The following is a 12203-nucleotide window of genomic DNA, read 5'->3' as shown; positions in this document are numbered from 1 at the left end:
CCAAACGTCGATTAATACGACTGCCTGATTATCGCCGTGCGGAATAGCAACTACTTTCGACGGCTCCGGAATTACGCTACCGTCTGACTCGTCGCTGTATAGACGCAACATGAGCGCGTCTTTTGCCATTGCGATTGCCTCGGCGTCCGTGTCAGCGCAAGTCAAACAGCCCGGCAGGTCGGGGAATTCGACGGAAATGCCGTCGTCTGCGTACGTGAACAGCGCAGGGTAGATATAACGATCTTTTAACATGTATATGAACTCCTTTCGCAGAGGGGACTATTTAAGTCCCGCCTGCTTAAGTATTGAATTGACTGTACCGATTGCTAAGTCTTTTCTTGGATGCGGTACCGTAACTTTACCGGGTTTCGAGGGATGTTTCAACTGGTGGTGACTTCCGGTTGTGTCGTCTATGTACCATCCATCTTTTTTGAGCATCTTTAGGATTTCTCTTGAACTCATTCCCTTCCTCCTTTCTATATTTATTATAACACGTATTCACAACACGTGCAACTATAAATCTTACATTCTTTCAAATACTTATTAGGGCGCTCACAAATTGGGCGTCTTTTTATATTTAAGGGCGCATGTACCGAGTAGGTTCAATTCCTGTCGCCCTTGTTGCGTTACGTCGGCGGACGGTAATCGACAATACATCGAAATGGAGCGGATTTACATGGCGGACAAAGCTACGCAACAGCAGTCGCGCGAAGTAGTTATCAGCGGAGGAAACACGGCACTTAGAGCGGTAGAGCGTGCGGAAAAGCGAAAAGCCGATGCACTTACCGTAAAGATTGACGTAGACGTGTCGGAGGCACTAACGGGGCTGAAAGCGGTCCAACGCGAGGCGCGGAAGGCTGCGCAGGCATTGCGTGAGGTTGAGGCGCAAGGTAACGTAATCAACGTATTGAAGGCAGATACTCGCGAATTAATTGTGTCGGTTTCCGGTGATCAGGCGATTGTGCATAACGACTACTTGGTCGAAGGCTACATGGATTTGAGCGTTGTATCTACGAAAGAACTCACCGACGGTCCTGCGCGCATCTTGGTGAACGTAGATTGAAAGAGCGCATAGTAATCGCATGGATTCGTTTCAAGCTGTTATTTAAACGCGAGCCTTACGGGATTCACCGCAAAGGCATCGTGTACCTAAATAAAGCGGCGCAAAAGGCGTTTAGGGACGCGGATTGACTTACTTTAATTAAACGGAGGGATTTACGTGAATGATCGTTTCTACTGCTACTCAACGACGCTAATGCACTTCCTAAAGGCGAACGGACTGCGTTACGTATACACAACGCTACACGACCGCACAGGCAACCGTATGTGGGTCTTTGACCGTACGGATGGCTTGCGCACACTACTCGACGAATACGACGCTAGGAAGGCGCAGGCGCGCGCAGAAGGGCGACTACAGCCGGATACGCGCCTTAGTTAACGGAATTACAAATTAGTGAACGGGGGAATTAGTTATGTATAACGAAGCCGAAGAGTCACGCAAGAAGACGGAAGTATTGCCGTTTGAAACTACGTTGGGCTTTACCGCAATACCGACGGCAGTATGCCAGTTCTACGTAAGGCATCCGCGCTTCAATGCGAACGCCGAGCGCATGTATCGGTATTTGCTACAGCGATATAATGGCGCGTTTGGCTACGCATGGCCTTCGTATAGCGTGATACGGCGCGAAACGGGCATAGCGTCGGATTCTACGATAAGCAAGTCGCTAGATGCGCTGGAATACCTCGGATTGATCGAGCGGCATGAACACCGCAATGCGAGCGGATGGACGAATAACTACTATACGTTCCTCAAGCCAATCGAGAATGAAGCGGAGTTCGAGCGGAGATTTAGCGGGGAATTGCGTACGAAATGACGAGCCTACTACAATAATTGTAGCGACCTACTACAGAAACTGTAGCGGGCTACTACAATAACTGTAGTGTATATATACTTACTTACTAATACTTACGTATAAAGATTTACAACATAGCGTGCGCGAATAAATTCGCTTACGCAGTCTATCTACTATATAACTGATTGCGCCAAAGAACTTAAAAGAATAACAAAGAGATACAGCCTGCTACAAAAACTGTAGTGGGCTTTTAACGCGCAAGCCGCGGACATATAGCGCACATATAACGATTACATAAACGGAGGTGAAACGTAAATGGCGAAATTAACCGATAAGCAATACGCAGCAATCGAATACTTATCCGTGCCTAAACGCGGAGGATTAACGTACGAACAAGTTGCGGAGGAAGTCGGAGTACACGTCGATACATTGCTTAACTGGCGCAGGAAGGACGACTTTAATAACGCGCTCAACCGACGCATTATACAGAAGACGCAAGATCGTATGCCGGAAGTATTTGACGCAGCTATCGACGGAATTATTCTCGATAAGAACGCGGCTATTTTCCGCACATTCCTACAAGCGCACGGCCTACTTACTGAACGCCATGAAGTCGAAGCAAGGACGACTGGCAGTGTAGATGTAGACGCAATTAGAGCGCGTATGTCAGGCAAGGATACCGAAACGGGCGAATAATGGGCGCATTATATAAGAAGGAACTCCGTTATATGTAGCGAATGCCGTTCGGTGAATATCGGTGTGTTGCGCCGAATCTCCGGATAAACGCCTCTGACGCGCGGGCCGGGCGAACACTTTGGGGAAGTTGCGTAATTGTACGTAAAGTGTATACAACGGGCACTATTCGGAGTATTGCGCCATGTATACGGGATGCATATACGGCAGGTTAGCGTCGGGAAATAATCGTTGCCATAAAACGGTAAATGGCGTAGGTATGCGGTTTGTGTGCGTATGTATAAACGGTGTATAAGCGATCATTGCTGCGTGAGTGTTGAAACGTTGATATGACGGCGTTTGTACGCTATTCGAATGTAACAGTACGTGATTATGTTACGTTCGTTATGCATAAACTTTGAATAAACGTAATTTAACTTTAATTACGATAATTAACGTAATTGTGTGTCAGGACGTGAATATTCAGAAAGTTAAACAATCCCCAAGCGGGGGTGTCGAATACCGCAAAACTGGCTACACGTAAATCGGCGTATCAAATTTTCGTTTCGGGTCGCAAAATATACGCCATATCGAAATTTCACTTTGACTATCGCAATACCATACGCTACCACAACGCAAAAAGCCCCGTCAATAAGACGGAGCCTGATCGTGCGAGTGCGTTATAGATTAGCCGCAATGTAAACGTCGTCTATCGTTTCTTGCTCGATGCCGATATAACGCAATGTCTCGCGCTGGCTTGAATGGTTAAGTACGCGCATTAATAGCGCGATGTCAGTGCCGTTGTTATATGCATGGTAGGCGAAGCTCTTACGGAGTGTATGTGTCCCAAACGCGATGTCAATTCCGGCACGGTCGGCAGCATCGTTGAGGATACGCCATGCCTGAACGCGGCTGATCGGCGCATCGCCTTTTCGCGAAGGAAATAAGTAGTCTTCCGGTTGGGCATCAGCGGGAACTAGCGTAGCAATAGCGTCCTTTACGGCGTTATTAATGCGGACGATCTTGCGCTTGCCGGTTTTCTTCTCGGTAACTGCGATATGATCCCCGTCGAAGTCACGAACTTTCAGCGGAAGAATATCGCTAATACGCAGTGACGAATTTATGCCGACGATAAATAGCAGTAGGTCGCGCCCATGTAGCGCGGATTTCATACGTTCGATATCTTTACGGGATTTAAGCGGCTGTACTTCGTTCATAAGTAATTACGCCCTTTCTCGTTATGTTACATTCAGTATATACGCAATATAAACGTAAGTCAAGCGCAATTATAACGTACACATAACGATTCTACCGCGTTACACACGGCGTTTTAAGCGTCCTAACATCACAGGAGTATAAACGCTAGGCAAACGGCTAGAAACGCTCACAGGCACCTTTAATCGCGATTTAAGACGTGCGACACACGCAAAGGAGGCGATACATTGGCGTGGATAAAGAATAATAGCGGCGGAGGCCGTTGGGTAGCACGTAAAGAACGCGGTGACATCATCGCCTCCTTGCGTGCTTTTTCGGATGACGTGATTGCGCGATTGAACGCGGGTGAATACGTCCCCGACGAAGAAGTGGTCGAGTGGGACGGAGTGCAAACGGAACTTGAACGGTTGGAACGCATCCACCGATGCGAAACGGACACGCTCGAATTTGCTATCGAATATTTCGGTGAGGCACGCAATCCGAGCAACGCCGGCAATTGGGACGGATTTGACATTACGGATAAATCGGAATCTGCCGATTTTCACGTAGAAATCACGGACATTATGAACGACGTATCTGCGGTTAATAAGAATGCGAAGATTGCCCTCGCTAGTCCTAGATCGCACTCTAAATCGACATATCTAAGTAAGAACTTTCCGGTACATCAAATAGTATACCGTTTGCGTAAGTACGTAATTATCATCTCGGAAACGCCGTCAGTGTCCGGACCTAACCTCGAATGGATTGCGATGCAATTAAAACATAATGAGAAATTGCGGGCGGACTTCGGCGCACTACTCTCCGAACGTCAGCAAGAGAATGTGCGGGATAACTCCGCCGAGTTTGTTACATGGGAAAAGCGTGGTGATTCTAAACGACAACTAACGAAAGTCGAAGCAGCCTCGACGGGGCAAGCGCTACGTGGACGAAATTGGAACGGTACACGCCCGGATTTAATTATATGTGACGACTTGGAGGACGCGAAAACAAACGCGGCAACGGAGGAACAACGGCAAAAGCTAAAGGCTTGGTTCGAGTCTGTAGTAATTCCCCTCGGTGATCCAAAAGGGGAGAAGACAGCGATTCTTTATCTTGGAACTACCGTGCATTTTTCCAGTCTTTTGATGAACATACTTTATCGTCGTTCTGACTTTAAGACGAAGGTATACCGTGCGATTATAAAGTACCCCGACCGTATGGATTTATGGGAGCAATGTCGTAAGTTATACCAGGAACACGAAAACAAAGACAGATTAGAGAACGCCAAGAAATTCTACGAGGCTCATTTCGAGGATATGAACAAAGGCGCGGAAGTTTTATGGCCGGAATTCCAATCGGTATGGAAGCTAATGGCGTGGAAGTGGGATAACGGCTCAAAGGCATTCAATACTGAATACATGAATAACCCTATTGACGAAGAATCCATGATATTCAACCCCGCGAACTTTGCCTATTGGAGTAAAGTGGATGCTTTGCGGAAGTTCCCGCACAGTGAGTACACAATTTCTATGGGACTGGATTTCGGTATGGGTAAGCAAAAAGGCGATTATTCCGCAGTTATTACTGTCGCAAAGCATAAGCAGACTGGAGTTGTTTACGTAATTGATGCGTGGGGCGAGCGAGTTCATCCGGACAAATTTCTCGAACTGGCTGTGGAGAAGGTTATACAATTCGAGCCGGACGTTATCGGCGTTGAATCGCAGATGGCGCAAGAATGGTTCGCGGACAAATTGCGAGAAGAACTTGACAACCGAGGATTCCCCGGCAGAGCGCGCGTTAAGAAGATTTACCAAAGGTCGCGCAAAGAGATACGTATAGAGGCGATGTTGCCCGACGTCGAAAGCGGGAAAATACAATTCCATGATCGGCACTTATTGTTAATTGAACAGTTGGAACGGTACGGTCAGGGCGGTCACGACGACCTTCCTGACGCAATGGAAATCTCAATAAGGGTATCAGCGCAAGCGAAGCGACCTATACGGCAGAAACCTTCATGGGCGTAAATAAGACGAAACAAAGGCGAATAGAATCGGAAGTCATGAGCCGATTCGATAAGCGTACTCTCCGGTGCGCTTTCGCCTTTTTCTAATGCCGGAAATAAGTCATTTGGAGAGTGGCGAGATGCAGAAGTATCAAGACGAGGCATGGCTGCGGTCTAAAATAGAAGGAGAAGGCATGACGCAAGGGCAGATAGGAGAAAAGTTCGGCGTTTCCGTAGGGACTATCAAATATTTTGCGGACAAATACGGAATTGTAAGACCCGGAAACACGAAAACCAAGGAGAATATGGCGAAAGCTAAAATATTACAAGACCGAGAATGGCTCTACCACGAATATATCACGTTAAATAAAAGCTATGAAATGATAGTGCAGGAAAACGGAGTTGGTAAAACTACCGTAGCACGGTGGGTGAAGCGTCACGGACTCGATAAATTGAAATGTACGAAGACAAGCGGCAAACGCGCTAACGAGGGGCCGAAAGTAGAAACGACGTGTGCGAACTGTGGCGAAGATATAGAAGTTAAGCATTGCCGATATATTATGGACGGAATTAACCGGTTTTGTGGGCGAGGGTGTGCGGCAAAATACCGCGCCGAACATACAGACTTTATAGACGAATTACAAGCAGCTTGCGGGGAATGGCGTAAGACGCCCGAAGCAAAACTCTTCATGCGTGAACATGGCGCGCAAGTCGTTGCAGATCAAGACGGCAGGGAAACTAGCATAGAGCGCAAGATTCGCGAAATGCTAACAGACGCAGGAATCGAGTTTGAAGCGCAGAAAAAGATGTATTACTGGTGTGTAGATTTCTATTTACCGAAATATGACATCGTAATCGAGGCGCAAGGTGATTACTGGCACGCTCACCCTGACTCCTATCCTGAACCTAACGCGATGCAACGCCGAAGCATTAGACGCGATAAAGGTAAAGAGGCGTATTTAACAAAGTGCGGACATACCTTTCTAGCGTTTTGGGAACGCGACATAAACGGAAATATTGAGGGCGTTCTACGAGAAATAAGGACGACAATCGCATTACTAGAAGTAGTGGCATCATAACGCAATTCTAACGCAAGAAAGGAGGACGGTATAATTGGCATTTCTAAAAACAGGAGAACAATTCCCACCACAACGCGACATTCCTCGACTATTAAAATATGCGCGTATGGAGCGAATATACGACGGGGATGTCAAAGGTATTTACGACCGAGCGACGGCGCTCATGCAAGGTACGCCACACGTAAAACAATTGGACCAGCTATATATTGCGGTTAATCTGATCGACGTACTAACTACGAAGCCCGCGGACCTACTCGTAGGGGAAGGTATTACGATTGAATCAAAATACGACGATGAGTCGCCGGAACAGAAGGCGCTAAATCGTATTGTCCGCGAGAATGATACGAATGCCCTAATTTATGAATCGATTATCGGCGCAGGCATTCGCGGCGACGCTTGGTTAAGGACGTCCTACGATAATCGCGACGACTCAAGCGAAATACGAGCGCTCGGCCTCGAAGTACCGGGAGGACTAATGAAACCCGAGCCAGTTATCGAAGCAGTACCTGCGCAGTTAGTATTTCCGGAACTCGCGAAAGGTAGTCGGAAGAAATTCAAGGCAGTAAATATCGCGGCGGTTGAATATACGGCAGTAGGCGACGAGGTTATTCCGTGCTTGAACGTTGAGCGACATTTACCGGGATGGATCATTTACGAGAAGTACAAGCTGCGAGAAAACGGCGTAGCAACGGACGACGGCGTTAATTTGCCGATGTACATTGTTGACGGACAAGTAACGACGGGGCGCGAAGAAGATGCGGTATATACAGGCGTTGCGGAAATCCTCGTTAAGCATATTCCATACAAAGCAAAGGATTCCGGCTGGCAGGGTGTCGGCAATATCGAAAAGATAGAAACCGTTTTGCGCGCGATTAACGACCGTCTTGTTCAAATCGACTACATCCTATGGAAGCATAGTGATCCGCATATGTACGGGCCTGACATTACGGACGAAGGCGGCGCGCAGAAACTCGGCGGGGGTATTTACATTCCGATGAATCCGGATGATAAGACACCTCCGGGTTATTTGACGTGGAACTCACAGTTAGAAGGCGCGTTTAAACAACTCGACTACTTACTGTCAATCGTCTTTCAGATGACGGAAACACCCCAGTGGTTATTCGGTACGACAATCACGCAGGACAAAGGCGGGACAGGTACGTCACATAGCGATGGGCGCGCGATTCAGATGCGCTTACTACCGATACTGTCAAAAGTAAACCGTATTAAAATTTACGTCGAGAAGGCTTTCAAAGACGTTCTATATGCTGTTCAATGCCTCGAAATTTACGCGAATGAAGAAGTAGACGGTTTCGAATGGTACGAACCACAGTATCCGAAGATCGTATGGAACTCGCCAATTCCGCGCGACGCGAGGGAAGAAGCGGAAATCGCAAGCCTGCGGACAGGCGGTAAGCCGACGCTAGACGTGCATTCGGCGGTGAAGCGTTTAGACGGCTTCGACGACGAGGAAGCGACGAAGATTATCGGACGCATTGGCGAGGATGACGGGCGCGTCAATAGCTTCGTAGATGCGTCGATATTTAACACTGAAACGGCGGTAACGGACGATGGCGAGTAATTTCCGTGAGGTTTCGCGGCCGATTTATGATTACGACGTTAAGCGTCTTGTGCGTGAATATGAAAAATCGTTAAAGGCTATACAAGCCGAGCTTAATACGTTATTCCTTACGGATTTCGAGCGCGCACAGATAGTCGCAGTTGAGCATAATATACGCGCTATCTTGCGTGATTTGAATAAGTATGGAAACGCATGGGCGAGCGCGGCAATCACGAAGTCGGCGACCGAAGGCATTGCGGCAACCTTGTACGCATTACACCTCGCTCCGACGCTCGAAGAAGCGCGCAAGATTGCGACATTTAACTCGATCAACAAGCCGCTAGTTGAAGCGATTATAGCGGACACCCAAGCGGATTTACTCGCAGTGACGCAAAACGTAGACCGGCGGACACGCGCGACAGTGCGGCAGGTAGCGGCGGTCGTGTTGCGCGAAAAGACAGCGCAAGGCATCAACGGTACGCAATCTTTACAGCGAGCAATGACGCGGCAATTGCGGGAAAAGTTAGGGAGCGCGGCGGATTCCGCAATCGTGGACAGCGCTGGCCGCAAGTGGAAATTAAAAACTTATACTGAGATGCTTGCTCGTACAAAAATGCTCGAAGCGCATAAAGAAGCAACTCGTAACGAAGCTATTGCGCAGGGTACGCAGTACGGCGTTATCAGCAGACATGGCGCAACGGATGCGTGTAGTAAGTGGGAAGGTAAGGTTGTAGCGTTCACTTATGATGCGCCCGGCAATTATCCGATATTCGACGAGTTACCGCGCAATGAGATTTTTCATCCGAATTGCAAGCACGTAATAACACCGGTACGCAGGCCGGATCGTTTACCTGCGGACATAAGAGAATTAAACGGTATCTAACGCAATCCTTTCGGATATGCGTTTTTATTATGCGACCGAACGTTAAGTCGCCAAAAACTAAACGGCTAAAAAGGCGACGGCCATAAAACGGTGGAGGACTTAACATGACGAAACTTAACGAATTATTAGCGCTCGATTTACAATTCTTTGCGGATAACGGCCCGGCGCCCGTAGACCCGGCAGACTCTACGCCTGATCCAGTTGAACCGCAAAAGGCGATTTCACAAGCGGAGCTAAACGAAATTATCGAAAAGCGACTCGCGAGGGAACGCGCCAAGTTCGCAGATTACGACGACTTGAAGGCGAAAGCCGAAGCGTTCGAGGAAGAGAAAGCCCGCATTGAGCGCGAGAAGTTATCGGAAGCGGAACGTCTACAGGCAGACCTAGCGGCGGAGCAAAAGGCGAAGGAAGAACTCGCGGCGCAACTGACGTCCATGCAGGAACAAGCCGAGAAAGAACGCATCCAAGCGGCATTTGTACGCAAGGCATCGGAAGCAGGAATTAAGTATACGGACGCAGCCGTTAAGTTATCTGATTTAAGCGCCTTGAAATTTAACGACGACGGCGATCTCGACGGAATTGACAGCGTAATTAATGCGCTCATTACGGATAATCCGTTTCTAGTCGTTAGTGAACCGAAAAAGCCGAAGATTATCGGAGGCGGTACGCTTGGAGGCGACGAGCCGGTCGAAAAGACAAACGACCAACTACTCGAAGAAGCGCGTATTAAGGCGCAGAAAAGCGGTTTACCAAAGGATCGCGCTGCGTACGCAAAGTTGAAGCGCGAGTTAGGACTATAAGCGGCGGCTTTTAAACGCAAATAAAACTAACTTATAACGGAGGAATTATTAATGACTATTATCCAAAATCAAATCATCGGTAAAAAAGAAGACGTAACAGACGAGCTACTATTGCTTAACCCGCACCAAACACCATTTATCAGCGCGAAAGGATTTTCCGACGCGGTAACGCAAGTCGAGCATACTTGGTTTGAGGACGAAATGTATGCAGATGAAACTACGGCAACAGGCGCAGCAGACGCAGCGGCTACGACATTAGCGGTTGCAGACGGTTCTATTTTCGAACCTAAACACGTAATCAAAGTTGGCGAAGAATTGATGCTAGTAACTGCAGTGGACGGCAACGACTTGACTGTATCACGTGGATACGCCGGCACTACGGCAGGCGCAGTAGCTTCCGGCGCTAAAGTTGAGTTCCAATTCGTTGAAGGAGTAGAAGGCGCAGACGCTCGTAAAGCTCGCTTTAAGGCTCGTACCCGACACACTAACTTCACGCAAATTTTCGACGAGTCTATCAGCATTTCCGGTACTGCGGCGGCTACATCGCAATATAACATCGACGACCTTTACGAGTACGAGAAGCAAAAGAAACAACTAGAATTAGCGCTTCAACTTGAAAAAGCGGTAATCAACGGAGTTAAATATGAGTCTCCGGATGGCCTTGTACGTCAAATGGGCGGTCTACGTAACTTTATTAAAACTAACGTTACTGACGGCGCGGGTAAAGATATCGATGCCGTAATCAATGACATGGCACAAACTGTTTACGAAGCTGGCGGCTTTGCGACAGGTGGGAACTACAAGATCGTTGTAGGCGCTAAACAAAAACGCGCACTTTCTAAAGTGGACCAAGGGTCTATCAGACTTACTCGCGCGGAAAATACTCGCGGACAAGTCGTTGACTTCTACGTTACCGACTTCGGCGAGTTCGAAATCGTTCTAAACAACAACGTTGGTGGCGATGAGTTATTCCTAGTCGACTTTAACCGCGTCGATATTCGACCATTGCAAACGCGTCAATTCTCACACGAATACCTCGGTAAGAAAGGCGACTATATTACTGGAAGCATCGTAGGGGAATACACGTTCGAATTGCACCAAGAGAAAGCACACGCGCGCGCTAAAAACTTGGCGTAATTTCCGACGCAATAGTAACGAAGGACAGGCGCTATCCGGCGCCTCGTCTTACGATTGGAGGTCGTAAACTTGGCGAAGTATATATCGCAATATAAACAACTAGCATTTTACGTCGAAGGCGAGCGCAAGCAATTCGCTAACGGCGTTTTTGTAACGGAAGACAAGCCGGCCATCGCCGTACTCGACGCTATGCACGACGTTGTTCGCATCGACGAGCCAGCGAAGGAACCGGCACCGAAGGCGGAGTCTAAAGCGGAGGCACCAACGAAGCCCACGAAAGCGAAGGCGTCCGCTAAAAAGTAAAGCGGAGGTGGAGCGCAGTGACTACGTGGGACTTAACGGAAGCAACCGAATATATAAGGCTTAACTCGCTCGATAACGAGGATTATATCGACGCAGAAGACGAACGCAAGACAGCAATCCTAAACGTCGCGCACCGAACACTACAGCGAAAATACAGCGGATACAACATACCGAATGAAGCCGTCTACCTTTTCGCGCCGGTGTTAGCTGCGGCGTTTAACGATACGAATAAGCTACAGCAACAAGGAATCGCGTCGTTTAGTGTGCGCGGTATTTCGTTCACATTCAAGGATTGGGCGAAGAAGGATATTGACGCGCTCATTCCTCCGGAAGTAGCGGATATGATCGGCGCGCCTAGCGGTCGGCAAGTGAAATGGACGGTGCTTTAATTGGCTATCGTACCTTTAAAGCAACGCGTCCTCGTCCATAGGCCGGCGACCAAGAACGAATGGGGCGAAACTACGAAGCTACCTCCGATTGCGTACAAAGGTCGCGCAGACGAGCGTACAGAAGTCGTAAAGAATCCGCAAGGCGCGGAAGTCGTGAGCGGAGTACAGATTATGTTCGATAAATTACCGGATGTTCGATATGACGACGAAATCGAATATACAAACGAAATAGGCGTGACGGTCAAACGACGCCCTGTAAAAATCGAGCCAATCCGTATGCTCAACGGAAAACCTACGCTGACGGTGGTGTATTTATGACGCTCGAATTTT

The 12203-nt window shown here is 48.2% G+C and carries 15 protein-coding genes; 12 read left to right on the top strand and 3 right to left on the bottom strand.

Annotated elements, in window-relative coordinates:
- Positions 1–252 (bottom strand): type II toxin-antitoxin system HicB family antitoxin (locus AWV70_RS25010; RefSeq protein WP_235588805.1); only part of this gene is annotated, 252 nt, incomplete at its 3' end.
- A 27-nt stretch (positions 253–279) separates the two neighbouring features.
- On the bottom strand, positions 280–462 hold the full coding sequence (locus tag AWV70_RS21505; RefSeq protein ID WP_060210518.1) for a type II toxin-antitoxin system HicA family toxin: 183 nt from the start codon (positions 460–462) through the stop codon (positions 280–282).
- 214 nt (positions 463–676) lie between these two features.
- Between AWV70_RS21505 and AWV70_RS21500 the strand changes: the two genes are divergently transcribed.
- The 3 genes from AWV70_RS21500 (at position 677) to AWV70_RS21490 (ending at position 2549) form a co-directional block, all read left to right on the top strand.
- Positions 677–1063 (top strand): hypothetical protein, encoded by a 387-nt coding sequence (locus AWV70_RS21500; RefSeq protein ID WP_060210517.1) that lies wholly within the window; start codon positions 677–679, stop codon positions 1061–1063.
- 409 nt (positions 1064–1472) lie between these two features.
- Positions 1473–1874, top strand: coding sequence for a helix-turn-helix domain-containing protein (locus AWV70_RS21495; protein WP_060210516.1), 402 nt, complete (start codon positions 1473–1475; stop codon positions 1872–1874).
- Between the two features lie 294 nt (positions 1875–2168).
- A complete protein-coding gene (locus AWV70_RS21490) occupies positions 2169–2549 on the top strand; it encodes a phBC6A51 family helix-turn-helix protein (RefSeq protein ID WP_060210515.1) in 381 nt (126 codons plus the stop codon).
- A gap of 656 nt (positions 2550–3205) precedes the next feature.
- Here AWV70_RS21490 and AWV70_RS21485 read toward each other — a convergent pair.
- Positions 3206–3742: a site-specific integrase gene (locus AWV70_RS21485; protein WP_060210514.1), complete on the bottom strand. Its 537-nt coding sequence runs from the start codon at positions 3740–3742 to the stop codon at positions 3206–3208.
- Between the two features lie 225 nt (positions 3743–3967).
- Here AWV70_RS21485 and terL point away from each other — a divergent pair, with 225 nt between their 5' ends.
- From terL to AWV70_RS21440, 9 genes are all read left to right on the top strand, one after another.
- Positions 3968–5743: a phage terminase large subunit gene (terL, locus tag AWV70_RS21480; protein ID WP_235588804.1), complete on the top strand. Its 1776-nt coding sequence runs from the start codon at positions 3968–3970 to the stop codon at positions 5741–5743.
- Positions 5744–5861: 118 nt separating this feature from the next.
- On the top strand, positions 5862–6800 hold the full coding sequence (locus AWV70_RS21475) for a DUF559 domain-containing protein (protein WP_060210513.1): 939 nt from the start codon (positions 5862–5864) through the stop codon (positions 6798–6800).
- Between the two features lie 34 nt (positions 6801–6834).
- The gene (locus AWV70_RS21470; protein WP_060210512.1) at positions 6835–8382 is read left to right on the top strand and encodes a phage portal protein; all 1548 of its coding nucleotides are present in this window, start codon (positions 6835–6837) and stop codon (positions 8380–8382) included.
- Positions 8372–9244, top strand: coding sequence for a phage minor capsid protein (locus AWV70_RS21465; RefSeq protein ID WP_060210511.1), 873 nt, complete (start codon positions 8372–8374; stop codon positions 9242–9244). Before AWV70_RS21470 ends, AWV70_RS21465 begins: the two co-directional genes overlap by 11 nt.
- Before the next feature lie 104 nt (positions 9245–9348).
- On the top strand, positions 9349–10044 hold the full coding sequence (locus tag AWV70_RS21460) for a hypothetical protein (protein ID WP_060210510.1): 696 nt from the start codon (positions 9349–9351) through the stop codon (positions 10042–10044).
- Positions 10045–10095: 51 nt separating this feature from the next.
- Positions 10096–11181, top strand: coding sequence for an SU10 major capsid protein (locus AWV70_RS21455; RefSeq protein ID WP_060210509.1), 1086 nt, complete (start codon positions 10096–10098; stop codon positions 11179–11181).
- Positions 11182–11250: 69 nt separating this feature from the next.
- A complete protein-coding gene (locus tag AWV70_RS21450; protein WP_060210508.1) occupies positions 11251–11484 on the top strand; it encodes a hypothetical protein in 234 nt (77 codons plus the stop codon).
- Positions 11485–11501: 17 nt separating this feature from the next.
- Positions 11502–11873, top strand: coding sequence for a hypothetical protein (locus tag AWV70_RS21445; RefSeq protein ID WP_060210507.1), 372 nt, complete (start codon positions 11502–11504; stop codon positions 11871–11873).
- Positions 11874–12191 (top strand): hypothetical protein, encoded by a 318-nt coding sequence (locus AWV70_RS21440; protein WP_060210506.1) that lies wholly within the window; start codon positions 11874–11876, stop codon positions 12189–12191.
- Positions 12192–12203 lie beyond the last annotated feature (12 nt).

The organism is Sporosarcina koreensis (assembly GCF_001531445.1).
GTDB lineage: Bacteria > Bacillota > Bacilli > Bacillales_A > Planococcaceae > Sporosarcina > Sporosarcina koreensis_C.
This window is presented reverse-complemented; position numbering and strand designations above follow the sequence as displayed.